General features: G+C 45.7%; 22 protein-coding genes and 1 riboswitch. Of the genes, 15 read left to right on the top strand and 7 right to left on the bottom strand.

Features of this window, described 5'->3' with window-relative positions; genetic code table 11:
* Positions 1–8: 8 nt before the first annotated feature.
* Entirely contained in the window at positions 9–482 is a 474-nt protein-coding gene (locus tag ACP7FG_RS02525) for a PTS glucose transporter subunit IIA (protein ID WP_234972451.1), read from the bottom strand.
* Between the two features lie 214 nt (positions 483–696).
* Here ACP7FG_RS02525 and yfbV point away from each other — a divergent pair, with 214 nt between their 5' ends.
* A complete protein-coding gene (gene yfbV, locus ACP7FG_RS02520; protein WP_054487473.1) occupies positions 697–1,131 on the top strand; it encodes a terminus macrodomain insulation protein YfbV in 435 nt (144 codons plus the stop codon).
* A 24-nt stretch (positions 1,132–1,155) separates the two neighbouring features.
* Here yfbV and xthA read toward each other — a convergent pair whose 3' ends face one another.
* Positions 1,156–1,965, bottom strand: a complete 810-nt coding sequence (gene xthA / locus ACP7FG_RS02515) for an exodeoxyribonuclease III (protein ID WP_054487475.1) — start codon at positions 1,963–1,965, stop codon at positions 1,156–1,158.
* 121 nt (positions 1,966–2,086) lie between these two features.
* Here xthA and ACP7FG_RS02510 point away from each other — a divergent pair, with 121 nt between their 5' ends.
* Positions 2,087–2,410: a DUF3392 domain-containing protein gene (locus tag ACP7FG_RS02510; protein WP_054487476.1), complete on the top strand. Its 324-nt coding sequence runs from the start codon at positions 2,087–2,089 to the stop codon at positions 2,408–2,410.
* A gap of 15 nt (positions 2,411–2,425) precedes the next feature.
* A complete protein-coding gene (locus ACP7FG_RS02505; protein ID WP_439225420.1) occupies positions 2,426–3,493 on the top strand; it encodes an alpha/beta hydrolase in 1,068 nt (355 codons plus the stop codon).
* Position 3,494: 1 nt separating this feature from the next.
* Here ACP7FG_RS02505 and ACP7FG_RS02500 read toward each other — a convergent pair whose 3' ends face one another.
* Positions 3,495–3,965: a hypothetical protein gene (locus ACP7FG_RS02500; protein ID WP_439225419.1), complete on the bottom strand. Its 471-nt coding sequence runs from the start codon at positions 3,963–3,965 to the stop codon at positions 3,495–3,497.
* A 101-nt stretch (positions 3,966–4,066) separates the two neighbouring features.
* Between ACP7FG_RS02500 and ACP7FG_RS02495 the strand changes: the two genes are divergently transcribed.
* The 4 genes from ACP7FG_RS02495 to ACP7FG_RS02480 all read left to right on the top strand — a co-directional run bounded on the left by ACP7FG_RS02495 (position 4,067) and on the right by ACP7FG_RS02480 (position 9,469).
* Positions 4,067–5,998, top strand: coding sequence for a PAS domain-containing protein (locus ACP7FG_RS02495; protein ID WP_439225418.1), 1,932 nt, complete (start codon positions 4,067–4,069; stop codon positions 5,996–5,998).
* Positions 5,999–6,063: 65 nt separating this feature from the next.
* Complete coding sequence (locus ACP7FG_RS02490) at positions 6,064–6,900, top strand: AAA family ATPase (RefSeq protein WP_054487484.1); 837 nt, start codon at positions 6,064–6,066, stop codon at positions 6,898–6,900.
* A gap of 8 nt (positions 6,901–6,908) precedes the next feature.
* Complete coding sequence (locus ACP7FG_RS02485) at positions 6,909–8,078, top strand: vWA domain-containing protein (protein ID WP_439225417.1); 1,170 nt, start codon at positions 6,909–6,911, stop codon at positions 8,076–8,078.
* Positions 8,075–9,469, top strand: coding sequence for a phospholipase D family protein (locus ACP7FG_RS02480; RefSeq protein ID WP_439225416.1), 1,395 nt, complete (start codon positions 8,075–8,077; stop codon positions 9,467–9,469). The genes ACP7FG_RS02485 and ACP7FG_RS02480 overlap by 4 nt, the downstream gene beginning before the upstream one ends.
* A 1-nt stretch (position 9,470) precedes the next feature.
* Here the strand turns inward: ACP7FG_RS02480 and ACP7FG_RS02475 are convergent, their stop codons facing one another.
* Genes ACP7FG_RS02475 through ACP7FG_RS02465 form a run of 3 tightly spaced genes read right to left on the bottom strand, consistent with a single transcriptional unit; the run spans position 9,471 to position 15,089 of the window.
* Complete coding sequence (locus tag ACP7FG_RS02475) at positions 9,471–11,285, bottom strand: DUF885 domain-containing protein (protein WP_439225415.1); 1,815 nt, start codon at positions 11,283–11,285, stop codon at positions 9,471–9,473.
* Between the two features lie 19 nt (positions 11,286–11,304).
* Entirely contained in the window at positions 11,305–12,180 is an 876-nt protein-coding gene (locus tag ACP7FG_RS02470; RefSeq protein WP_273022861.1) for an MBL fold metallo-hydrolase, read from the bottom strand.
* Positions 12,177–15,089: a diguanylate cyclase gene (locus ACP7FG_RS02465; protein ID WP_439225414.1), complete on the bottom strand. Its 2,913-nt coding sequence runs from the start codon at positions 15,087–15,089 to the stop codon at positions 12,177–12,179. The genes ACP7FG_RS02470 and ACP7FG_RS02465 overlap by 4 nt, the downstream gene beginning before the upstream one ends.
* 136 nt (positions 15,090–15,225) lie before the next feature.
* On the opposite strand from ACP7FG_RS02465, the gene ACP7FG_RS02460 reads away from it, so the two are divergent.
* The 6 genes from ACP7FG_RS02460 to ACP7FG_RS02435 all read left to right on the top strand — a co-directional run bounded on the left by ACP7FG_RS02460 (position 15,226) and on the right by ACP7FG_RS02435 (position 20,816).
* Positions 15,226–16,275, top strand: coding sequence for an NAD(P)-dependent alcohol dehydrogenase (locus tag ACP7FG_RS02460; protein WP_439225413.1), 1,050 nt, complete (start codon positions 15,226–15,228; stop codon positions 16,273–16,275).
* A 44-nt stretch (positions 16,276–16,319) separates the two neighbouring features.
* Positions 16,320–16,496, top strand: a riboswitch (Lysine riboswitch).
* A gap of 95 nt (positions 16,497–16,591) precedes the next feature.
* On the top strand, positions 16,592–17,932 hold the full coding sequence (gene lysC / locus ACP7FG_RS02455) for a lysine-sensitive aspartokinase 3 (RefSeq protein ID WP_439225412.1): 1,341 nt from the start codon (positions 16,592–16,594) through the stop codon (positions 17,930–17,932).
* Between the two features lie 81 nt (positions 17,933–18,013).
* Positions 18,014–18,394, top strand: a complete 381-nt coding sequence (locus tag ACP7FG_RS02450) for an HvfA family oxazolone/thioamide-modified RiPP metallophore (RefSeq protein WP_054487499.1) — start codon at positions 18,014–18,016, stop codon at positions 18,392–18,394.
* A gap of 85 nt (positions 18,395–18,479) precedes the next feature.
* Positions 18,480–19,277 carry an undecaprenyl-diphosphate phosphatase gene (locus ACP7FG_RS02445; RefSeq protein WP_439225411.1) on the top strand — a complete coding sequence of 266 codons (798 nt, stop codon included), beginning with the start codon at positions 18,480–18,482 and terminating at the stop codon, positions 19,275–19,277.
* Positions 19,278–19,288: 11 nt separating this feature from the next.
* Positions 19,289–20,116 carry an ion transporter gene (locus ACP7FG_RS02440; protein WP_439225410.1) on the top strand — a complete coding sequence of 276 codons (828 nt, stop codon included), beginning with the start codon at positions 19,289–19,291 and terminating at the stop codon, positions 20,114–20,116.
* Positions 20,100–20,816 carry a M48 family metallopeptidase gene (locus ACP7FG_RS02435; RefSeq protein WP_439225409.1) on the top strand — a complete coding sequence of 239 codons (717 nt, stop codon included), beginning with the start codon at positions 20,100–20,102 and terminating at the stop codon, positions 20,814–20,816. The genes ACP7FG_RS02440 and ACP7FG_RS02435 overlap by 17 nt, the downstream gene beginning before the upstream one ends.
* Here ACP7FG_RS02435 and ACP7FG_RS02430 read toward each other — a convergent pair.
* On the bottom strand, positions 20,809–21,030 hold the full coding sequence (locus tag ACP7FG_RS02430; protein WP_054487507.1) for a hypothetical protein: 222 nt from the start codon (positions 21,028–21,030) through the stop codon (positions 20,809–20,811). The two genes, ACP7FG_RS02435 and ACP7FG_RS02430, sit on opposite strands and share 8 nt — an antisense overlap.
* Positions 21,031–21,234: 204 nt before the next feature.
* Here ACP7FG_RS02430 and ACP7FG_RS02425 point away from each other — a divergent pair, with 204 nt between their 5' ends.
* Both ACP7FG_RS02425 and ACP7FG_RS02420 read left to right on the top strand, forming a co-directional pair.
* Entirely contained in the window at positions 21,235–21,675 is a 441-nt protein-coding gene (locus ACP7FG_RS02425; protein WP_439225408.1) for a VOC family protein, read from the top strand.
* A gap of 89 nt (positions 21,676–21,764) precedes the next feature.
* Positions 21,765–23,990: an NADP-dependent isocitrate dehydrogenase gene (locus ACP7FG_RS02420; RefSeq protein WP_439225407.1), complete on the top strand. Its 2,226-nt coding sequence runs from the start codon at positions 21,765–21,767 to the stop codon at positions 23,988–23,990.
* Positions 23,991–24,055: the final 65 nt, after the last annotated feature.

Genomic DNA, 24,055 nt, shown 5'->3' with positions numbered 1-24,055 from the left:
TGTCGGTGTTAATAAGTAATAAGTGGACTGTCTTTTGCGGTAACGAGTCCGGATTGCAGCCAGTCAAAGGGTTCAGTTATCTGTTCAGGACCGAGCGAACAAATGAGAACCGCAAGCCGTTGTTGCACGGGCTTTAAACTGCGCAGCAACGATTGGTTAATCTTAACCAGAGGATCGCCGCATTTAACCTGGCTTTGTTCACGGCAAAGTACGGTCAAAGCCGGGTGGGTTCCGAAGGCATCGCCTGAACCTGTGATTAACTGTAGAGAGTAGGTGTCATTCAGACGTAAAGACAAGTAATCGCCACTACTGCTTATCTGGGTTAGTTCGCCATCAGCCGGCGCATACAAGGTACTGCCGGTCATTTCTATGACAACGCCTTTACCGAGCAAACCATGCTGGCATACTGGTGGAGAAGGTTGCGCTGTGATAATGCGTCCGGTTATCGGCGCATAGAGAATGGGAAGCTTACTTGTTGTCACTGCTGACACCATGCTACTGACTAATTCAGGTAGTATAGTGGCAAAGCTAAAGGCTGGCTGCAACTGTATCCACATTAACTGTGGATATCTTTGTGCACTACGCGGTTGTAAGGCTGCAAGTACATGAAAAATAAAGATAATATCGAAAGTGCGAATATCGTACAATAGACAGGTAATCGTTTATAATTACATCAGGTTTGGCAAAGAGGTCATCATGAGTCGTTCATTTTTTGCTGTTTTAAGAGATGGAAAGGTGTATGCCGATAAATGGCCTCATCATTCAGTTGTTGCCGCTATGGCTGAATCGAGAATTATACCGGTGACACGCAAGGCCATTAGCTGGACTCCGGCCATTGCTGTTTTAAATGCAGCATTAACCTGGCAATTTATGCCAGAAGAACAACTGGCTCCGGGATTTATGCTGTCTTTAATTATGCTAAGCCTGCCGTTGCAGGGATTATACTGGCTGGGGTGGCGTTCGAGACAACTACTAAAGCCTTCGTTGCGTCATTGGTATAAAGAATTAAGAGACAAGCTAAGAAAACAAGGCGTTGAGTGCCATCCACAAGGTAAAAAAGGGCCGGAGTATATGGATCTCGCAATTATTTTGCGCAAAGCGCTGGAAACATTACCGCCGGAAGAACATTAATATCAACCGGCGGCAATGTGTTAATCAGACTGTAAAGGTTGACCAGACAGGCGCGTGATCGGAAGGCTTCTCGATACCCCTGAGTTCGTAGTCTATGCCGCTGTCCTCGCACTTTGTTGCCAATGTTTGTGTGGCGAGAATAAGATCAATCCGCAGTCCGCGGTTATCGTCAAAGCCACGAGAGCGATAATCAAACCAGCTAAACTGGTTATCCACATCTGGGTTTAGTTTGCGGTAGGTGTCTGTAAAGCCCCAGTCCATGAGCTTTTGCATCCACTCACGCTCTTCTGGTAGGAAGCTGCACTTGCCGGTTTTCAACCAACGCTTTTTATTGTTCTCACCAATACCAATGTCCAGGTCAATGCGGGAAATGTTCACATCACCCATAACAATGACAGGTTGTTCCGGAGAAAGGTCGTTATCCAGATAGCTCATTAAGTCCTGATAGAATTTCTCTTTTGCCGGAAATTTGGTTGGGTGATCGCGACTTTCTCCCTGAGGAAAATAACCGTTTAAAATGCGCACATAACTACCGTCGTTAAGTTGATAGTCACCCATAATCATTCGGCGCTGGGCGTCTTCGTCGTCAGAAGGAAAGCCAAACTGAGGGTTTTCCAGAGGCTTTTTACTGAGCATTGCTACTCCGTAGTGGCCTTTCTGCCCATGGAAAATGACGTGATAACCCATTGCCTCTACGTCTTTTAACGGAAACTGGTCATCGTGGACTTTAGTTTCCTGAAGGCCGATGACATCAGGTTGATGTTTATCGATTAACGCTTGCAGCTGGTGCAGACGTGCGCGTATACCATTGATATTAAATGAGATGATTTTCATTGAACGTCCTATAAATAAGCCTCTTTATTGTCGTAGGATAACACAGCAAAAGGCAAACTTGGGATGCGAACGCTCGAGAAAATTCGTATACTCGGGCGACGATTTTGAGAGGGGTATTAGCATGCAGAATGTGCTAAATAATCTGGGCTTAATGATTCGCCCGCATTTTTACGAGTTAGCCATGATGATTATTGCCACATTACTGGTCATCTATGGTGCCGAAGTTAACCGTATGGTGAAAAGGCAAGTGGGCCACTGGCACTTTGTGTTCCGTACAATGGCCTTTATTCTTGTTTGTGCTTTTGGGTATGGTTGGTTAACCGTTTGGTTCACACCGGTTTTAGCCGGATGGTTAAGTCTTATTCCGCTTCATTTGCTGGCGGTTAGCACTATTGGAATATTATTCTTGCTGGGGTTCCTCGCAGAAAGAAAACGACAACTATAAGCCTGGGAAGGTGGTATGACAGATTGGATTGACATAAAGGCTGGAGCCTCGGCTTATCAGCATATACAGGAGCAGGGGCTTGCCGCTGACGATGTCGGCTTATTATTAGGCGCTTCCGGCGGACCTAAGTGGTTTGTGCTTCAGGGGCTGGACCGGTGGATGTTTGGTGAGTTTTTTAAAGACAAAAAAGAACCACTGAACACCCTGGGCACTTCAGCCGGAGCCTGGCGTTTTGCGGCGCTTGGGCAGCAGGACCCGGTTGCAGCCAGTGACTTATTCTGTCGTTTATACAGAACTCAGACTTACAGCGCGAAACCTGACAGGGACGAGATAACCAGCGAAGCAAAAGCGTTATTGGCCAAGTATGTCCCGGAGCAGGCGGTAACTGAAATTTTAGGTCAGTCGGCGGTGCGGCACCATTTTATTGTTGCTCGCTGCCGGGGTTGGACGGCCGCTGAAACAAAGAAACAAATGCTGGGTTTGTTAAGCTCTGCTTTTGCTAATGGCTTAAATCGTCGGTGGTTAGGGCGGTTTTACGAGCGAGTTATTTTTCATCACCCGCAATCGGATCTTAGCTTTTCGCGAGGTTGGCGCGACTTGCCGACACACCACGTTGAGCTGACCCATGAAAACTTTCAGTCGGCTCTGTTAGCGACAGGTTCAATTCCTCTGGTGTTGGACGGTGTTACCGACATTCCGGGAGCGCCAACAGGAACATACCGTGACGGCGGGATCACTGACTACCATTTCGATTTAGATTTGTCAGAAGTTAATGGTCTGGTGCTTTATCCTCACTTCCACCGCGAAGCAATTCCTGGTTGGTTCGATAAACGTCTGAGTTGGCGGCGGACTACCGGGAAAAAATGGCCTAACGTAGTATTTGTTACACCATCGGAAGACTTCATTCAGTCTTTACCTTATGGAAAAATTCCAGACAGAACAGATTTTGCGAGTCTGGATGCAGAGACTCGTATCGATTACTGGGAAAAAGCGGTTGATACGGGCAAACGCATGGCGGATCAGCTTCAGGACTGGGTAGCCAGTGGCAAGCTTCGTGAAAAAACTAAGCTGTGGCATCCTTAAGCTACAGACCATGGACGTCGAAGCTGGCCTCACAGATTTGCTCAAAGCGCTCGGCAGCCAATTGACGGGCGCTGTTTAATTCTCTAGCGGTCAGTTTATGGAGCAAATTATCAATAATTTGCTCCGCCTCAACCTCTCCTGCTCTATCCGCCAGTGTTAGCCAGCAGCAGGCGTGAAAGACACTTTCAGGTAAGTCTTTACCTTGCAAAAACATTTGTCCTAAATATAACATCGCTTTGCTGTGACCAAAAAGCGCCGCTCTACGGAAATGCTTCGCAGCTTCAAAACCGTTTCCGGCCTTCAATAAATCAGCCGCTCTTACGTAGTGATGTTTAGCAAAACGCTGCCAGTATTCGGGGCCGCGGATGGTGGGCTGTTGTCTGGCAGGTAAACGAGTCTTAGCCAACTCTATGAGTTGATCAACCTGCTTTAGTAGCGCTGTTTGCCATTCATTGACGTTTGCCTGGGTCATCCGGGTATCGTTGTTTTTATGTTATTGTTTTTGCCAGTGTACACCAAGTTGCTAGTGCGGCAAACTGGTCGAAGTAAAGCCTCTAAAGAGAGTCTAAGTTGATGACAACACCTGTAACTAATGAAAATTTAGCGGCCCTGCTGAACGTGGGCAGCCGCTTAAGCCTATTTGTATGGGAGGACTCTCCTGGCTGGCCGGTTCTTTTTGTGTCTGACAACATTGAAAGTCTGCTGGGCTATAAGAAGGAAAGATTAGAAAGACGAGAAATAGAATATCGTGATCTGATTCATCAGGATGATCTTCCACGCGTTATGGATGAGGTGGAAGTTCTTTTAGGGAAAGAGTCCGGTGGCTCAATAACGCATCAGGATTATCGGGTAAAGCATGTTAACGGGCAGGATGTCTGGGTATCCGATACCACAGTGGTAATGCAGCATGAAGATGGCACTAACCATCTGTATGGTTATTTAATCGACATCACTGAGCGTAAACAATTGCAAATAGCCTTGGAAATGGAACGTAACCGGTTACAACTCATTTTAGATGCAACGCGGCTGGGCACCTGGGAATGGAATCCGCAAACGGGAGTCACAATTTTTAATAAACGCTGGGCCAATATGTTTGGTTGGGAGGTGAATGAACTGGAGGCAAATGTAGAAAGCTGGTCAAGTCGTTTGCATCCGGAAGATTACGATGGCGTTTGGCAAGCCATTAAAGACCACCTGGACGGTATTACCCCCTTTTACGAGAGTACGCATCGGATAAGACATAGAGAAGGGCATTGGGTTTATGTTCTGGATCGGGGAAAGATTATAGAGCGCGATAGTGAAGGCCGGGCGATTCGTTACACGGGTACCGTTACCGACGTGACTGAACAGAAAAAAGCGGAACTCGATGCCCGCAGGGCTGCACATGCGAAAAATGTATTCTTAGCCAATATGTCTCATGAAATTAGAACTCCACTGCATGGCATACTGGGTATAGCTTCAGTGTTAGAATCGACGAACCTCAACTCTCACCAGCAGCAGTTGCTTGCTACTATTAAGAACAGTGGTGACTACTTGTTGACCACACTGAACGACGTACTTGATTTAACCCGGGCAGAAGAAGGGCAACTGAAGGTGACTTTAGGAGTGCACTCTCCAGTCAGGGTATTACACCATGTTATTCGTTTGTTTGAGCAACCGATAAAGGACAAAGAGTTAGACTTTATTGTGGATGTTAGCGAAGACATTCCGGAAAGCGTGTTAATGGATCAGGCTCGGGTGGCGCAGGTTGTCAGTAACCTGGTCAGTAACGCATTAAAGTTCACTACAAATGGCTCCATTTCTGTCAGCGCAAGCTGGCAAGGCTACGAAAACAAGAAAAACGAAGGGGAACTGGTTGTAAAAGTCCAGGATACAGGGAAGGGGATCCATGATACCCAGCGGATATGGCAATTGTTTGAGCAAGAGCAGGATGGCTTTAACCGGCCGGAAGGTGGAAGTGGACTTGGACTGGCTATTGTTCGCAATATTGTACAATTATTGAGCGGTACCATTCAGGTTGATAGCAAACCTGATCACGGTTCTTGTTTCACCCTTTGTCTGCCCATGACGGTTCAGATCGCAGGAGCGAATGAACCAAAGACTGAGAAGATGCCACCTTTACCCAAAGTGCAAGTTTTGGTTGTCGATGATAATAAAATAAATCAGCTGATAATAAAGGAGATGCTGTTGTCTCTGAATCAGAATGTTGAGCTGGTAAGCGACGCACAGAATGCGCTGAAGATGATGCAGGCAAGAAACTACGATGTATTGTTTATGGACCTTCATATGCCGCATATGGACGGTATGGAAGCAACTCGGGTGCTGCGCGAAATGGACATCCATCAGCCCTATGTTATTGCTTTAACTGCCGATGCTTACCCTGAGACCCGGACTCAGGCGTTGCGTGCCGGAATGAATGATTATGTCACCAAACCATTTGTTAAGGCAGATATTGCAAAGGTTCTTCAAAGATTTACTGAGCTGCAGAGCAGAAAAGCTCGCTGATTGGCACAACCCTTGATGCCTGTTGTACCATAGGCGCAGTTTTCACTGAATTAAGGGATCCAAGAATGGAGTTTAGTAGCAGTTCTCAGTATGTCGTTTCGCAGGAACTGGCAACAGCCGTCAATGCCGCGGTGACGTTAGAAAAGCCGTTATTATTAAAAGGTGAGCCTGGCACCGGGAAGACGCGCCTGGCTGAAGAGTTAGCGAGAGCATTAGATACCGAGCTGCTGCAATGGTCTATTAAATCAACCACAAAAGCACAGCAAGGCTTGTATGAATACGACGCTGTATCGCGGTTACGTGATAGCCAGCTGGGTAGCGATAAAGTCCACGATATCAGTAATTATATTCGTCCTGGTAAGCTTTGGCAGGCATTTACAGCAGAAAAGCGTCCGGTTCTGCTTATTGATGAAATTGATAAAGCCGATGTTGAGTTTCCTAATGACTTACTGCACGAACTGGATCAAATGGCCTTTCATGTTTACGAAACAGGTGAACAGATAAAAGCGCAGCAACGTCCTATTGTGCTTATAACATCGAATAATGAAAAAGCCCTGCCGGATGCGTTTTTACGTCGGTGCTTTTTTCATTACATTCAGTTTCCTGACAGTGACACGTTAAAAGCCATTGTTGATGTTCACTTTCCGAACTTGCACAAGAATTTACTTGATACTGCTTTGGCACTTTTCTTTGAGTTAAGAGACGTTCCCGGATTGAAAAAGAAGCCCTCAACGTCTGAATTGCTGGACTGGCTGCGACTTTTGCTTGTGGAAGATATTGACGCGAATTCACTACGAAAAAGCCGTGAGCAAGGCGGTTTATTGCCTCTGTCAGGCGCTTTACTCAAGCATGAACAGGATGTCGAGCGCTTAGCTGAATACGCTCGCATCCAACGGCGCTAAACCGCGTTATGTTTATTGATTTTTTTCAAACTCTGCGCCGGCATGGGCTTAAAACCAGCATTACCGAATGGCTGGATTTGCTCAGCGCAATGAAGGCTAACCTGGCTTTTGCTGACGTCGAGCAGTTTTATTATTTGTCCCGGCTTATTCTGGTCAAGGATGAGTCTCAGTACGATAAGTTTGATCGTGCATTCAGCGAATATGTGGATAAGGTCGCTAATGTCGATGTGACCGATAAGATACCTAAGGACTGGCTGGAAAACGCACTGAAACGAAACTTAAGCGAAGAAGAAAAGAAAAAGGTACAGCAACTCGGTAGTCTGGATGAGTTAATGAAAACCTTTCACGAACGCTTAAAGGAACAACAGAAGCGTCATCAGGGAGGCTCGAAATGGATTGGTACCGGAGGAACATCGCCCTTTGGTGCTTATGGTTACCATCCCGGAGGTATTCGAATAGGCCAGGATGGCAATCGTAATCGAAGTGCGGCCAAAGTGTGGGATAAACGCGAGTTTCGTGACCTTGATGATAACGCCAGACTGGAGCAACGCGGCTTTCAGATGGCTCTTAGAAAGCTAAGGCAATTTGCGCGCACTGGTGCGGCTAGCGAACTTGACTTAAAAAGCACCATTGAAGCTACGTCAAAAAAAGGTGGTTTACTTGATCTGCAGTGGCAGTCTGAGCGACATAATGCGGTTAAAATTATTTTGTTGCTGGATGTTGGTGGGTCAATGGATGATTATGTTTATCAATGTGAGCAATTGTTCACAGCGTTAAAAAATGAGTTCAAGCATTTGGAGTTGTTTTATTTTCATAACTGCGTCTATGAAGGTGTCTGGCGAGAGAACTCCAGACGTCGGCAGGAGCAAATTCCGACCGAGCAGTTGATCCAGACATATGGTGAGGATTACAAATTGCTATTTGTCGGTGATGCAACCATGGGTCCGTATGAAATTGCGTACCCAGGTGGCAGTGTTGAACATTGGAATGAGGAACCCGGCGAAGCCTGGATGAACCGTTTAACTCAGCACTTCGAAAAAGTGGCCTGGCTCAACCCGCAGCCTGAAGAGCATTGGCGGTATTACATGTCGGTGCGCATGATAAATGATTTAGTCGGAGGCAGAATGTACCCGCTGACTCTTGACGGTCTGGAACGGGCAATAAGTGGCATAAAATGACTCCTTTACTTGCGGCCTCTGCCGATAATAAGTTTCAGTTTTTAAGCGATGCGCATCGCGCGCTTATTGCCAGAGTCCGTTTAATACGTGAGGCAAAATACCATATTGCTTTGCAATACTATTTGTGGCGCCCGGATAGTAGCGGTTTGACGTTGCTAAAAGAGTTATTAGATGCCGCCGAGAGGGGCGTGCGCATTGATTTGTTGTTGGATGATTTACACAGCAAACCGTTAGAGCCGCTATTACGAGACTTATCCTCCCGAACCAATTTTAATATTAAACTGTTTAACCCTTTTACGCATCGTCGTTGGCGCTGGCTTAACTGGCTTACCGACTTTAAGCGAATGAATCGACGGATGCACAATAAAGCCTTACTGGTCGATGGAAAAGTTGGCATTGTAGGTGGGCGCAACGTTGGTAATGAGTATTTTGGCACCCATGCCGGTCAACTCTTTTCCGATCTTGATGTTATTGCCAAAGGTGAGGTTGTTAATAAGCTTCTTGAGGACTGGCAACACTATTGGAATTGTCTTTTGTCGGTGCCGGTCAGTTCAATAAAGTCGGGCAACCAAAAACGACTATTTGAGGATATTTGGTCCGGATTCCAAAAGCATCCTGAACTGCAGGATTTAAAGCAGTTTGTTCTGTCGGACGAACATTTGAATAATTTTCCGGACAAAGATTCCGAGCGTTGGTATGAAGCGCCTGCCATTGTGGTCAGTGATGACCCTTTAAAGGCTCAGTTAAATAGCAAGCCTCAACGGCTGGTTACGCAACAACTAGCAAAGACATTGGGCTCAGCGCAGCATTCAATTGTGATGGTTTCTCCCTACTTTGTTCCGACACCTGCTGGCGTTAAAGAACTCGAGAATTTGTCGGAGCAGGGGGTTAAGGTTCGGGTCCTGACTAATTCGTTAGCAGTAACCGATGTACCGGCAGTACATGCTGGTTACCAGCGTCATCGCCGACGCTTATTACTGTCAGGGGTACAGCTATTTGAGTTGCGCCGAACAGAAGAGAAGCGTCTGCGTAAAGATGTCAGGCCATATTTTAGACGCTCTGCCTCAAGCCTGCATGCGAAAACAGTAACCGTTGACGCTAAGAGAGTGTTTGTCGGTTCGTTTAATTTTGATCCGAGATCAGCTCAGATCAATACAGAGTCAGGCTTGTTAATAGAGTCGGTAGAGATGGCAGAACGAATTAACGCAATGTTTGAGCATGAATTACCGTTGCGCACTTACGAAGCGAGGCTTAATCGTTTTTATAAGCTGTATTGGCTGGATAAAAGTAAAATACCGGCGCTTAGGCTTTATAAGGAGCCGGGAGCCGGTATTTGGCGGCGCTTGGCGGTTTGGTTAACCGCCCGTTTGCCGGTTGATCACTTGCTTTAAACTACAGTTGCTGAGCAACCCAACGTTTCACCTTGCGCTCCAGTACGGTCAGTGGAACAGCACCGTCCTCAAGAACCACACGGTGGAAAGCTTTAATATCAAAGTTATTACCCAGCTTTCTCTCAGCATCGCGGCGCAGCTCGCTAATTTTTAGCTGACCAATTTTGTAGGCCAGAGCCTGACCGGGTAACGCCATAAAGCGCTCTGCCTCTGATACCGCACGAGCTTCTGCAACCGGGGCGTTGTCATACATGTAGTCTAGTACTTGTTGACGGCTCCAGCCTTTAGCGTGAATTCCTGTATCAACGACCAAGCGTATAGAGCGCCACAACTCTGCAGCCAGCTGTCCGAAACGCTGGTAAGGGTCATCGTAGAGCCCCATATCGTAGCCTAACGCTTCCGAGTATAACCCCCAGCCTTCAGTGTAGGCCGTTTCCCGGCCAAACTTCCGGAACCGGGGTAAGTCTTCCAATTCTTGCTGAATGGATATCTGGAAATGATGACCCGGTGCTGCCTCGTGCAGGAATAGCGCCGTTTTTGCCCAATTGGGGCGTGATGGTAAGTCGTAAGTGTTCAGGTAGAAAATTGCTGGTCGCGAGTTATCAGTAGGTGCGGCCTGGTAAGAACCTGAACTTGCCGACTGCTCACGAAATTCCTCAACTTTACGCACTTCGTACTCAGCCTGAGGAAAGATATCGAACAGCTCGCCAACGACTTCATCAACAGTACCTCGCAAGGACCGGTAGTCTTCGACCATTTCGTCTCTGCTATCGTAAATGAATTGTTCGTCGTTCGTCATGAATTCAAAAAAGGCCTGTAAGTCGCCTTCAAAGTTGGTTTCCTCCATGATGTCGCGCATTTCACCGTGAATACGGGCTACTTCATCTAAACCAATATTGTGAATACGATCAGCGCTTAACTCAGTAGAAGTGTTAGCCTTAATTTTATACTTGTACCACTCAGTACCGCCGGGCAATTGACCCAAGCCGAAACTGTCTGTACGAGTCTCCGGTAAATACTCATTACTGAGGTAATCACTGAGTTTTTGATACGCAGGCATGACGGTATTGGCGATAACATCGCGGTATTCTTCACGAATTGCTTTGGCGTCTGTATTTGCGATGTCCTCAGGTAAATCTTTTACCGGACGCCAAAAGATGCTTTGCGTAACGTCTTCGGTAATTTGTGCATCAATTTGGGGAATGGCTTTCTCAATTAAAACGCGCGGCTGAACAATGCCTTGTTTAACGCCAACTTTCATATTCTCAATAGCTTGCTGGAAAAGTCGGGGGATTTGTTTCATGCGACTGGCCCATGCACGGTAGTCTTCTACTGTATTGAATGGTTGAGCCGATGTGCCAGAGCCCAGCATTGCCAGACGACCGGCGATATTATAAAACTGGTTGATAGGTAACAAATGCTCAGGATATTGAGCGCCCTCAATGGCCAGTTCCCTGTTTCGCTTGAAGATTTCATAACTGATCCGCTCTGAGCGGGGGAGCTGCTCGGCATTGATGCCTTTAATTTTCTCTAAGTAGCTTTTTTCTAAAGCGAGTAATTTTTCAAGGTGTTCTTCTGAATAGAAGTTCGGCAATTCATCATTATATTGATTGTCACCAATATAAGTCGCTAATAACGGGTTTAGCTTCAGTTGTTCGTCAAAGTAATTCTTATAGATCTCTTGCAGTTCTTCGGTTTGAGACGTTTGTTTGACTGAGCTTGTTTGACTGTCTGATGCTGTTTCTGTTTGCTGTGGCTGGCCACAACCAGCTAACAATAGTGATAGTGAAATAGCGAGAGTGGTTTTGTTCATCATTTTAAGTACCTGCTTGCAGTTATAAACGGTTCAAAGGGACTTTTAGGTAAACAGTACCATTGCTTTCTGCCGGGGGCATTTGACCCGCACGAATATTAACTTGAATGGAAGGAATGATAAGTCGCGGCATATCCAGTGTTGCATCGCGCTCTTCCCTCCATTTTACAAACTGTTCTTCGCTGGCTTGTCCGCCGACATGGATGTTGTTTTGTTTTTGTTCTTGTATCGTGGTTTTACATTGATGCTCGCGCCCCTCAGGAGGGTAGTCGTGGCAAATGTAAACGTCCGTTGTACCGTCCAGTTGGAAAAGCTTTTGAATAGACTGATACAAAGTATTGGCACTGCCTCCGGGGAAGTCACAGCGAGCAGTTCCCACGTCCGGGTTAAATAATGTATCACCCACAAAGACTTTGTTTTCATTCACAACGTAAGCAATATCAGCAGGAGTGTGGCCTGGTGTATGTATTACACGGAAACTCATTGACCCTACCTGAAAGGTCTCTCCGTCACTTAACAGTTTATCGAAGTGCTCCCCATTAGGCAGAAACTCTTTTTCAAGATTATAGACCTGCTTAAATATTTTCTGCACATCCGTAATATGTTCGCCGATGGCGATAGGCGCATTGAGTTGCTTTTTTAAAAAAGGAGCGGCACTTAAGTGGTCAGCGTGCGCATGCGTTTCCAGTATCCAGGCAACATTTAGACTGTTTGTGTGAATAAAGTCTAAAATGCGTTGTGCGCCGTTAGTACAGGTTTTACCCGAGGGATAATCAAAGTCGAGCACAGGGTCGATAATAACGGCATCTTTTTCATCCGAATCAAAGACAACGTAACTGAAGGTTTCGCTGTCGTTATCAAGAAAAGCTTCAACGTTTATTGAGTTATGCTTATTCATGGTTTTGACTCCATTCGGTTGCGACCGGCACTTTTTGCCTGATAAAGAGCCTGATCAGCTGCAACGAGTAAACCAGCATGATCAGCATAGTGAAAACTACTGGCAACACCAATACTAACGGTAATCTTCATGTCTTCAACAAGATCGTTGAATGGTGTTGCAGCTATCCGCTCACGCATTCGTTCACTGGCTTCCTTGGCGACTTCAAGCTCTGAGTTCGTAATTAGTACGGCAAACTCTTCACCGCCCCAACGAGCGACATAATCAATGTCTCTGATTTCATCGCGCAGGACCTCCGCGATTCTTACCAACACCTTATCGCCGACAGTATGTAAGTAGTGGTCGTTGACATCCTTAAAGTAGTCGACATCAAGGATAGCTAAACTTAAATAGGTTCCGTCGCGTCTGCAGCGACTTAGCTCATGTTGCAGGCGTTCATCAAAGGCGCGGCGGTTTCCAAGATTCGTTAATGGATCCTGCCGTGCCATGGTCTCTAAGTCAGCTGTTTTCTCTTTAACCATTTTTTCCAGTCGCAGCCGTGTCTGGTTATGCTGGTTAAGGCGTGCTTTTACGCCAACCAATGCTAAAAGCGCAACAGCTAAAGAGGCAACAATCCAAAACCATGCCTGCATCCAGATATGAGCCGACTGCCGGAAAGCAAAATAGTCGGGTTGACTCCATTGACCACCGGGATACCTGGCCCGAACCTGAAAGATATAATCGTTGGCTGGCAAAGTCGTGTACTCTGCAGAGTTAAGAGAGTTTTTATTCACCCAATTTTCGTCAAAGCCAACCAAGCGTACCTGATAGTCAATTTGTTCGGCCATAAGATAACCGGGAGCAACAAATTCGAACACGATTCGGTCCGTTTCAGCACTCAGTTTCTCTCCGAAGATGACTGTTTCACCGTCGGCTTTTACTGACTCAATATTAACCTCAGGAGGAAGGTTCCCAATTTCCGTAATCGTTTTCGGATCAACCTCTGAAACACCATTGCTGGTTGCCAGCCAAATGCTTCCACTTCGGGCCTGGAGCATGGATGGACCACCACTGTTTATTTGAGCACTCTCAAGACCGTCGACTTCACTGAAGCGCTGAACATTAAGTTTGTCTGCCTGTCCTGCTAACACTTTAGTAAAAGAATCATGTTCAATCATCACCGGGCCACGGTTTGAGCCCAGCCAGAGATTACCATTGCCGTCGAAAGCCACGGACATAAAGTTATCAAAGGGCAAGCCTTGGTCACGGTTGAAAATTTTCCAAGTGTTCTTACCAAGGTTATGAGCAATAAGTCCGCGATCGGTTGCCATCCATAGGTAACCAGAATGCTCGGTAATATGAAAAGCCAGTTCGGCATTGTTCAGTTCGGTTAAGTCAACAGGAGTGATTTGGTAATCGAATGCATCATTTTTGGCGACGATATTAATACTAACCACACCACGCGCTGAACCAGCCCAAAGCCTGCCTGTTTTATCGAGATGTAACGAGGTCGTATAATTATTGGTTAAACCATCTTCTTGAGAAATATGTTGGGATACCCATTGCCCTTCGGAGTTTTGGTACAAATGCGTAATGCCCAAAGGTGTAGCCAGGAATTTCCCCAGTTTAGGGTCAAGCTCAATTTGACGAACTTCGTCCGCTTTTAATAAGTTATTAGTGTCAAAGTGCCGGACAATTCTCTCTCCGTCCCAAATATAAAGGCCGTCAGTGTATGTTCCGATGTGGAGTTGTTGCGTATCATCATACGCCAGTGATAATACCGACTGCTCGTTTAATGGGGTGTCAGGAGCCAGGGCAGAAACTCCCGTTTCGCCTACAACTGAAACACCATTGCTGGAACCAACGATGATTTCACTCTTGTCACTTTCTGCTATGGCTCTGATATAGTTACCGGTAAGCCCGTCTTTTTTTGTATAAGTCGAAAAAAGTGCATCTCTGAACTGAACCAGTCCACCGTGAGTTGAGACCCAAAAGCTGCCTTCTCTGTCTTGAATAATATCCAATACATGATTATTAGGCAGACCTTCGCTGGTATCGAAAATTTCTATACCGTATTTATCGCTAATGCGAATGAGCCCGTCCCGATAGGTTCCCAGCCAAAGTTGTTTGTCAGGCGACTGAAACAGGGTACTGATTCTTCTGTCAATTTCGGGAAGTGTACGCTCGAACTCGGTATTTACCTTTTGCTGATACAACCCATTTTCCGTGCCTACCAGTAAAGTACCGTTTTGCAGTTCAAGTAGGGCGGTGACTAACCGCTCAGGAATGGCAGTAATAGTTTCAAAGCGAGCCTTCCCGACTTTTTTTACCTGAAGCCCTTTATTGGTGGCTGCCCACAAGTTGCCCTGGCTATCGACCAACGACTCATAGACAAACATGGAATTTAGACCATGGTTAGTCGTAAATTGTGCGGTGCGTTGATTGTTTTTATAAACGAGCAGACCAAGCTCTGAAGTTGAGACCCAAAGGTTACAGTTATCATCAGTAAATAAGTGGTTCACAAAAGGTGGGGCGGACTCAAGTGCTTCCCAGTGCCCATCATAGAAACGGGCTATTCCTCCCCGGCTGCCTGCAACATAAATGCTGCTATCACAATCACTGTAGGCGGCAGTATACATTCCTATATCGGGTAAGCCGGTCTCGCGTAAGTTGTCATAGATATCAAACCGTCGGCCATTAAAGCGTGCGGGCCCTTGCCAGGTCGCCAGCCAAAGATACCCTTTGTCATCTTGAATAAGTTCATTGACTGAGTTGTGGGGTAATCCATCACGGGTTTCCCAGTGTCGAACTAAGTAGTCGTTGAGCGGCCGTTGTTCACCAGTAGCCTCTTTTTCATAGATTGCGGCTGAGCTTCCCGGAGAGCTAATGCAGAAAAATACAGCTAACAGCGAAAATAGTGTGTACTTCATAAGTCATCTATTTATTAAACAGTATTATTGGATGGTATGTTGTCGCCGAGTGGGTTGCAATAACTCTAGAGTCGACAATCTAAAAAATCAGTTAATGAGTACATTAGTGAGAGACAATAATTCAAAGGAGCGATAAATGACGAAAGCCTATGCAGCACAATCAGAAAATTCTAAGTTAGCACCTCATGCTATAGAACGTCGTGAGTTACGTAACGATGATGTTGCTATCGACATAACCTATTGTGGTGTTTGCCATACCGACATTCACTATGCAGAGAATGACTGGGGAGGCACCATATACCCGGTTGTGCCCGGCCATGAGATAATCGGTAAAGTCACGGCAGTAGGCGATAATGTTAAGGACTTCAATGTGGGAGACACAGTTGGTGTTGGCTGTATGGTTGACTCGTGTCGCGAGTGCTCTTCTTGTGAAAAAGGTCTGGAACAATATTGCCTTAATGGGATGGTACCAACCTACAACGGAGAAGATTTACACGATAAAAGCATTACTTATGGTGGTTACTCCGAGAAGATAGTCGTCAGTGATCGCTTCGTGGTTAGGGTGTCAGAGAAATTGGATCCGGCAAAAGCAGCGCCACTCCTGTGTGCCGGTATTACAACCTATTCACCATTGCGCCACTTTGGTGTGCAAAAAGGGCACAAGGTAGGTGTCATCGGAATGGGTGGCCTGGGACATATGGGCGTTAAATTTGCTAAAGCCATGGGAGCTGAAGTCACTATTTTTACGCGCTCAGAAAGCAAAGTGTCCGAAGCTAAAAAGCAGGGCGCAGATCATGTGATTATCTCAACTGATGATAAACAAATGGAAGCGGCAGCAGAGACCTTCGATTTTTTACTGGATACCGTGCCGGTACAGCATGATCTCAATCCGTACATTAACTGTCTAAAAGTCGATGGTACGCACATTCTAGTGGGTCTGTTAGAGCCGGTTGACCCTGCATTACAAGCCGGAGCGCTGGTGATGAAACGCCGGGTACTTGCTGGCTCCTTAATTGGTGGCATTCCTGAGACACAGGAAATGCTCGACTTCTGTGCCGAACACTCTATTCATTGCGATGTTGAAATGCTGGATATCCAGAACATCAACGATGCCTTTGTACGAATGAAAAAAGGAGATGTGAAGTATCGATTTGTAATTGATATGAACTCGCTAAAGCAGTCTTAGTCAGTAAATAAATTGACCACGCTTTGTCGGGCGTGGTCTAATTTGCACAAAGAAGAGGTGCGTACACCAGGAACTTTCGAACTTAGGTTGCCAAAACCGGGTTTGAGTCGAAGGGGAGGGGGATTACGCCGAGGTAGCATAGTCATTTGGCGGCAATGTTGCCGGTTGCAGGGTTTGAACACCCACAACTGTCACCTTCAGGGTGGAGAGCTTCTGGTGTTTGCATTTGCCTATTGGCTATTAAGTTAATCTCGCCACTTACTCTGCAAAACCTGAGTTCTCCGAACACTTATGTTGTTATGTTCAGGAGAAAACTGTGTCTTTTACTGTTGCTAAGTTCGGAGGTACGAGCGTTGCCGATTATCCTTCAATGCTACGCTGTGCCCAAATTGTTCAGAATAACCCCTCTATTCGTCTGGTCGTTGTTAGTGCCTGCGCCGGAGTCACGAATCGGCTGGCAGAAATAGCTGATAAACAGGGTAAGCAAACAGAATCTCTGCGAAATGAAATTTATACTATTCATGCCTCTATTCAGCAAAAACTGAAGAGCTCCGGTGCTCTGGAACTATCCTTGTCTCAGTTACATGATGAACTGGAGTCTCACTGTCAAAAAGCAATAGCAAACTGGGCCGCCTGGCGGGATGAGTTATTAAGCTTTGGTGAGCGTTGCTCGAGTCTTTTGTTTTCTTGCGTTCTAAATGAACAAGGCTTGTTATCGGATACGTTGGATGCGCGGCAACTGCTGAAAACAAACAGCGCTTTTGGCCGGGCGCAACCGGATGAAGTTTCAACTAAGTCACATTGTCTTGAGCAGAAGCAGAAGTTGGACTCCGGGTGTGTGTGGGTAACTCAGGGGTTTATTAGCTCAGATGATAAAACTCAGACAACGACTTTAGGTCGCGGGGGAAGCGACTATAGTGCCGCCTTGCTAGCAGCAGGTTTTAATGCAACGGATTTACAAATTTGGACGGACGTTGCGGGAATTTACACAACAGACCCAAGAATCTGTTCCAGCGCCCGGGCTATAGCCGAAATGAGTTTCTCAGAAGCGGCAGAGTTAGCAACTTTTGGAGCTAAGATCTTGCACCCATCCAGTCTGGCACCAGCTATAAAAAACTCAATTCGGGTTTTCATTGGCAGTAGTCAGAATGCAGCCGCCGGTGGTACGTATATATCCGCAAATCCTACAACACGGCCTGACGTACGAGCGGTTGCACTTCGCCGGAATCAGACTTTAGTAACCGTTCATAGTTTGAGCATGTTGCATGCGAGCGGTTTCCTGGCGCGACTTTTTGAAATACTGGCGCGCTATAATGTCAGTGTGGATTTGGTCACAACCTCAGAAGTGAGCATTGCGCTGACTTTGGATGAAGGCGGAAGCATTGCAAATGGACAAGCGTTATTACCGGCTGCTGCTTTAGAGGAGCTTGAGCAGTTTTGCCGCGTAGAGATTGAAACGGGGTTATCGCTGGTGGCTATTATTGGAAACGGCATTGGACGAGATGCTCATATTAGCCAACTCACTTTTAACACAGTGAATGACTATGCTGTGCGTTTGATTTGCCAGGGGGCGAGCGAGCATAACCTTTGCTTTCTGGTAGAAGATAGTGAGGGTGAGAATGTGATCCGAACCTTGCATGATAGAATATTGAGTTAATAATATGTAAATAACTGTCTATTTATTGTAAAAATAAACTACAGTTAAAAGGACTCTCACAAACAAATTCAGGTAATTATTATGAAACAACTGACATCAAAAACTCTGGCTATTACTTCGGCCTTATCTGTCGCTTCAGCAATGAGCATGGGCGCTGCTCAGGCAAACCCTTTTGAAGCAACGGAGCTTTCTTCGGGCTATGAGGTTTCTCAACCACAAGAAATGAAATGCGGTGAAGGAAAATGTGGCGAAGAGAAAATGAAAGAAAAATCCAAAGAAGAAATGAAAGAGAGAAAGGAAAAGGCCAAAGAAGGCAAGTGTGGTGAAGGAAAATGCGGTGAAGGTAAGTGCGGCGAAGAAATGAAGAAAGAAAAGGCCGAGAGAAAAGGTGAAAAATCAGAAAAGTCGGAAGAAGGGAAATGTGGTGAAGGTAAGTGCGGCGAAGGTAAATGTGGCGCTTAATCACTTAATCTTACTTTCGTTCTAGCGACGAAACTGACTATAATGCTCGCTTTCTATTTGAGCAGAATGAAGGCGAGCATTTTTAATGGATTTCTTACAATCGATCATCCTTGGCATTATCCAGGGGATAACAGAGTTTCTTCCAATATCAAGTTCTGCTCATTTAATTTTGATGCCAATACTTACTGGCTGGGAAGATCAGGGGGTAGGCTTTGATCTCGCCGTTCATGTCGGTACTTTGCTTGCTGTCATTCTCTATTTTCGCAAAGATGTCACTGAACTTTTTGTCGATGGCCTTCGTTCTATCGCTGCTCGCCAACATGTCGGACAAAGCCGCTTAGGCTGGGCTGTTGTTGTTGGAACTATACCTGCTTGTATTGCGGGTATACTGCTACTGGATTACATAGACACTGCGCTAAGAGCTGTGGGGGTTATCATCACTACCACGGTTGTTTTCGCTGTACTTTTGGCTGTTGCCGATCGCTTCGCCCGCGGCAGCAGAACCTTGCAGGACATTTGCTTTAAAGATGCGATTATTGTTGGACTCGCTCAAGCTTTAGCACTGATTCCGGGCACTTCTCGTTCAGGCGCTACCATAACCGCGGGTTTGTTTTTAGGGTTAAACCGAGAGTCAGCTTCAAAGTTTTCATTTTTTATGGCCATTCCAATTACCGCTGCTGCTGCGTTGATTAAGCTATTAACCATAGCCTCAGAGTCCATTGCCGTAGATTGGTTAGGTTTTTTGGTTGGTGGCGTTGTGTCGTTTTTAACTGCCATTACCGCTATTCACTTTTTCCTGAAGTGGCTTAATGCGTTCGGTATGTGGCCCTACGTTATCTACCGTTTAGTCCTGGCGGTTGTCTTGTACTTGTTATTCTTCTGAGTCGTTAATTTATGTACGAAAACATTAAAAAGCAGTTGTTTCAGCTTAAAAGTAACAAGATTTTTGAAGCGCTGGTGGTTGCCGTTATCATTATTTCGGCTTTGGAAATTGGCGCTAAAACCTACGAGTTACCCGCTTTTGCTAATAGCCTGACGTATGGTTTAGACCTTTTTATAACGCTGTTTTTTCTAATTGAAATTACCATTCGTTTTATTGCCGAAGAAAATAAAAAAGCCTTCTTTAGAGATGGCTGGAATGTGTTTGACACCCTGGTCGTATTGGTCAGTCTTATTCCAATCAATGACTCTGAACTTGCCTTGCTGGCGCGCTTGGTCCGGATTTTCCGAGTACTTAGGATGATATCCATTATTCCTGAGCTTAGAACCTTAATAAACTCCTTGCTAAAAGCGCTTCCCCAGATGGGTTACGTTGTACTGCTGATGTTTATTATCTTCTATATTTATGCGGCAGTTGGTAGCTACTTGTTCGCCGACATCAACCCGTTCTTATGGGATAACATTGCCACTTCAATGCTTACGCTGTTCAGGGTGATGACCTTTGAAGACTGGACGGATATTCAGTATGAAACCATGGAAGTTTATGGTTGGAGCTGGATTTACTATATGACTTTTATTTTCCTGACTGCTTTTGCGTTTTTAAACATGGTTATAGGTATTGTGATTAACGTCATGGATAAAGAGGGTCGTAAGGTTGAGCTTGGCCAGGAAAATGAGGCTAAAGAGCTCGGAGATAAAAAACCTTCTATAACTGATTTACAGCAGGAAATTCGGGAATTAAAGCAACTGATAGTGGCTCAGCAAAATGCCGAAAAAAGGTAAAAGTTTATACAGCGCAAAGCTGCTCATTAACGATATTCCCGTTACGGTTAAGAGTAAGCGGATTAAGAATATGTACTTGAGGGTGCGTGCGCCCTCGGGTGATGTTGAAGTTTCGGCTCCTAAGCAGTGCTCGTTGAATGAGATTGAAAGCTGGTTGTTTGAGCGTCATGACTGGTTGATAAAGCAACGGGAAAGAATTGCGATGCAACCGGTACAGCCAGAACTTCAGTTTGTATCAGGTGAAGAGCATAAGTTCTGGGGAAAAGTGTACACACTGGATATTGCACTTAAAAAGCGTGGTGCCTCTGTTAGCTTGAACGATAATAAACTGCAGCTGGTTTCTTTGCCACATTACGATGCAGTTCAGCGTAAACAGGTTCTGGATCGTTGGTACCGGGAACAAATTACCCGCGAAGTTGAAGCCTTACTGGGTATCTGGCAACCGCGAATGGGAGTTTACAGCAGCGGTTTCGGTATCAGGGCGATGAAAACCCGCTGGGGTACCTGCAATATAGGCAGCAAAAAGATATGGTTGAACCTGGAACTGGTTAAAAAACCGGTCGAGTGCCTTGAGTACGTAGTGGTTCATGAACTAACACACCTGTTTGAGCGTTATCATAACGCGCGCTTTTACGCACTCATGGATGAGTTTCTTCCTGACTGGCGTGAGCGAAAAAAACTGACCAACCAGTTTATCTGAGTTCTTCCCCTAATTGATTCTGCGCTATCAATCTAAATACATAAGCCACTTTGAACAAACCGGCTAAGATTACCTGTGACAAATGCAAGAAAACTAACAGCATCAAAGGTAAGTTTTCTTCCTGGAACCAGGCCAGATAAAAAACGACGATTGAAAGTAATAAAAACACCACCATAGAAGTGTTAGAGGTTTGTAATAGTTTACGTGGTTTCATAAGAGACATTCCTAATGCATCTAATAAATGCATATTAAATGTATCTTTAACTTAAATCAAGGAAAGGTAAGAAAAATAGAAAACAGTGATGAACCATTGCCGGTGCCAGACCCGTATTTTGGAAGGCCGGAAGAATTTGGACGCTGTTTCGACCTTATTGAACGAGGTGATGAAGCCCTTATTGAGCAGGAAGGAGATTAGAAAGTGCAATATTTACACACCATGGTGCGGGTGCACGACTTAGAACAATCTTTGAATTTCTATTGTGATTTATTGGGATTGCAGGAAGTTAGACGGAAGGAGGTAGACAAAGGCCGTTTCACTTTAGTCTTTTTAGCTGCACCGGGTGACGTTGAGCGCGCTAAAAAAGAACAGGCGCCGATGATGGAGTTGACCTACAACTGGGACCCGGAAACTTATAGCGGCGGCCGTAACTTTGGCCATTTAGCGTTTCGAGTCGAGAATATTTATGAGTTGTGCCAAAAACTGATGGATAACGGCGTCATTATTAACCGGCCTCCGAGAGATGGACACATGGCCTTTGTACGCTCGCCGGATAATATCTCAATAGAGCTGCTGCAAAAAGGTGATAACTTGCCGCCACAAGAGCCGTGGGCCTCTATGGAAAACACGGGTGAATGGTAATTCAGAGCCAGATCCTCTATAATCTGCGCCACAAAATTACATAAGTAAGCTAATAGATTTTTACTTTGGTCCAATAAATAGGAATGACTATGTCGACTGATAAAGCAAAGATTATTTATACTGAAACGGACGAGGCACCGCGCCTTGCTACCTATTCGTTTCTGCCTTTTATTGAAGCATTTACTAAGGCAGCTGGTGTTTCAGTTGAAACTCGTGATATTTCTTTAGCTGGTCGTATTATTTCGCAGTTTCCGGAGTACCTGAGCGAAGAACAACGTCAGTCAGATGCTTTAGCTGAACTGGGTGAAATGGCGAAGACAGCGGAAGCAAACATTATTAAGCTGCCAAACATCAGTGCATCTATCCCGCAGATGACAGCCTGCATCAAAGAGCTTCAGGAACAAGGTTATAAGCTGCCTGACTTCCCGTTTGACCCACAAACTGATGAAGAAAAAGACGTTCGTGCTCGTTATGACAAAGTGAAGGGCAGTGCGGTTAACCCGGTATTACGTGAAGGTAACTCTGATCGTCGCGCACCAAGTGCTGTAAAAAATTACGCGAAGAAACACCCACATAGCATGGGCGAGTGGTCTAAGGATTCTAAATCGCACGTTGCACACATGAACGACGGCGATTTCTACAGCAGTGAGAAATCGGTAACCTCCTCGGCAGATGATACATTTAAAATTGTTTTTGAGAGCAACGGTGAGCAAAAAGTACTGAAAGAATCGGTACCCGTACTGGCAGGTGAAGTAGTTGACGCTGCAACGATGAGTAAAAAGCAATTGCAGGCGTTCTTTGAGAAAGAAACTGCAGCTGCTAAAGAGCAGGGCGTATTATTGTCACTGCACTTAAAAGCCACCATGATGAAAGTCTCTGATCCAATTATGTTTGGTCATGCGGTACGTGTTTTCTATAAAGACGTATTGGAAAAGCACGCTGACGTTATGAAAGAAATTGAGTTTGACGCAAGTAACGGTATTGGTGACCTTTACAACAAACTGGAAAAAATTGGTTCAGGCAAGCGTGCTGAAATTGAATCAGACCTGGAAGCGGTTTATTCAAAACAGCCGGAACTGGCAATGGTTAACTCGCATAAGGGCATTACAAACCTACACGTACCAAGTGACATCATCATTGACGCATCAATGCCGGCAATGATTCGTGACTCAGGCAAAATGTGGGATAAGAACGACAGCCGACAAGATGCTAAAGCAATGATCCCGGATCGTAGCTACGCAGGTGTTTACCAGGAAACCATTAATTTCTGTAGAGAAAATGGCGCCTTTGATCCGGCAACTATGGGTACCGTACCTAACGTTGGCCTAATGGCGCAAAAAGCTGAAGAGTATGGTTCTCACGACAAGACCTTTGAAATTCCGGCAAAGGGTACAGTAAAAGTATTTAACAAAGCCGGCGATGTTGTGTTCGAACACCACGTTGAAGAAGGTGATATCTGGCGCATGTGTCAGGTAAAAGACGCACCGATTCGTGACTGGGTTAAGTTAGCGGTTAACCGTTCACGCTTAAGCGGTATGCCTGCAGTATTTTGGTTAGACAGCAACCGCGCTCACGACGCTCAGTTAATTAAGAAAGTGGAAGAGTACCTGAAAGAGCACGACACCGATGGTCTGGACATTCAGATCATGGCGCCGGTTGAAGCGACTCGCCACACGCTACAGCGTGTTAAAGAAGGCAAGGACACCATTTCTGTTACCGGTAACGTACTGCGTGACTACCTGACGGACTTGTTCCCAATTCTGGAACTGGGCACGTCAGCGAAAATGCTGTCAATTGTTCCGTTAATGAACGGTGGTGGTTTGTTTGAAACTGGTGCCGGCGGTTCAGCGCCTAAACACGTGCAGCAGTTTGTTGAAGAGAATCACTTACGTTGGGACTCTTTAGGTGAGTTTTTGGCGTTAGCTGCGTCTCTTGAGCACCTAAGCCGTACCTTTGATAACAACCGCGCGCAAATTCTGGCAGATAGCCTGGATGTCGCAACGGCTAAGTTCCTGGAAGAGAACAAATCACCGTCACGTAAAGTGGGTGAGATAGACAATCGTGGCTCACACTTTTACTTGGCAATGTATTGGGCTGAAGCGTTGGCTAACCAGAGCGATGACGCCGAACTGAAAGAGCGTTTCAGTAAACTGTCTGAGAAACTGTCTGGTAACGAGCAGGCAATTATCGATGAACTGAACAAGGTTCAGGGCGTTAAAGTGGACATTGGTGGTTATTATCAGCCAAATACCGATAAGGTATCAGCAGCAATGCGCCCTTGTTCTGTATTAAATGAAACGCTTGCCAGCTTATAATTTACACATTATAAATTAGGCGATAAGTGTAAGAAGCAGGCTTCGGCCTGCTTTTTTTATATCGA

The organism is Idiomarina sp. ST10R2A5 (genome assembly GCF_051842325.1).
In the GTDB taxonomy this organism is placed as follows: domain Bacteria; phylum Pseudomonadota; class Gammaproteobacteria; order Enterobacterales; family Alteromonadaceae; genus Idiomarina; species Idiomarina abyssalis.
The sequence above is the reverse complement of the archived record's forward strand: the minus strand, read 5'-3'. Positions and strand labels throughout refer to the sequence as shown.

What these genes read in the sequence shown, in the direction of transcription:
- ACP7FG_RS02460 (WP_439225413.1), top strand. Translation starts at nt 15,226, where the DNA reads ATGACGAAAGCCTATGCAGCACAATCAGAAAATTCTAAGTTAGCACCT.
- ACP7FG_RS02440 (WP_439225410.1), top strand. Translation starts at nt 19,289, where the DNA reads ATGTACGAAAACATTAAAAAGCAGTTGTTTCAGCTTAAAAGTAACAAG.
- ACP7FG_RS02485 (WP_439225417.1), top strand. Translation starts at nt 6,909, where the DNA reads ATGTTTATTGATTTTTTTCAAACTCTGCGCCGGCATGGGCTTAAAACC.
- ACP7FG_RS02495 (WP_439225418.1), top strand. Translation starts at nt 4,067, where the DNA reads ATGACAACACCTGTAACTAATGAAAATTTAGCGGCCCTGCTGAACGTG.
- ACP7FG_RS02430 (WP_054487507.1), bottom strand. Translation starts at nt 21,030, where the DNA reads ATGAAACCACGTAAACTATTACAAACCTCTAACACTTCTATGGTGGTG.
- ACP7FG_RS02450 (WP_054487499.1), top strand. Translation starts at nt 18,014, where the DNA reads ATGAAACAACTGACATCAAAAACTCTGGCTATTACTTCGGCCTTATCT.
- yfbV (WP_054487473.1), top strand. Translation starts at nt 697, where the DNA reads ATGAGTCGTTCATTTTTTGCTGTTTTAAGAGATGGAAAGGTGTATGCC.
- ACP7FG_RS02470 (WP_273022861.1), bottom strand. Translation starts at nt 12,180, where the DNA reads ATGAATAAGCATAACTCAATAAACGTTGAAGCTTTTCTTGATAACGAC.
- ACP7FG_RS02500 (WP_439225419.1), bottom strand. Translation starts at nt 3,965, where the DNA reads ATGACCCAGGCAAACGTCAATGAATGGCAAACAGCGCTACTAAAGCAG.
- ACP7FG_RS02490 (WP_054487484.1), top strand. Translation starts at nt 6,064, where the DNA reads ATGGAGTTTAGTAGCAGTTCTCAGTATGTCGTTTCGCAGGAACTGGCA.
- ACP7FG_RS02505 (WP_439225420.1), top strand. Translation starts at nt 2,426, where the DNA reads ATGACAGATTGGATTGACATAAAGGCTGGAGCCTCGGCTTATCAGCAT.
- ACP7FG_RS02510 (WP_054487476.1), top strand. Translation starts at nt 2,087, where the DNA reads ATGCAGAATGTGCTAAATAATCTGGGCTTAATGATTCGCCCGCATTTT.
- ACP7FG_RS02445 (WP_439225411.1), top strand. Translation starts at nt 18,480, where the DNA reads ATGGATTTCTTACAATCGATCATCCTTGGCATTATCCAGGGGATAACA.
- ACP7FG_RS02480 (WP_439225416.1), top strand. Translation starts at nt 8,075, where the DNA reads ATGACTCCTTTACTTGCGGCCTCTGCCGATAATAAGTTTCAGTTTTTA.
- ACP7FG_RS02475 (WP_439225415.1), bottom strand. Translation starts at nt 11,285, where the DNA reads ATGATGAACAAAACCACTCTCGCTATTTCACTATCACTATTGTTAGCT.
- ACP7FG_RS02420 (WP_439225407.1), top strand. Translation starts at nt 21,765, where the DNA reads ATGTCGACTGATAAAGCAAAGATTATTTATACTGAAACGGACGAGGCA.
- ACP7FG_RS02435 (WP_439225409.1), top strand. Translation starts at nt 20,100, where the DNA reads ATGCCGAAAAAAGGTAAAAGTTTATACAGCGCAAAGCTGCTCATTAAC.
- xthA (WP_054487475.1), bottom strand. Translation starts at nt 1,965, where the DNA reads ATGAAAATCATCTCATTTAATATCAATGGTATACGCGCACGTCTGCAC.
- ACP7FG_RS02465 (WP_439225414.1), bottom strand. Translation starts at nt 15,089, where the DNA reads ATGAAGTACACACTATTTTCGCTGTTAGCTGTATTTTTCTGCATTAGC.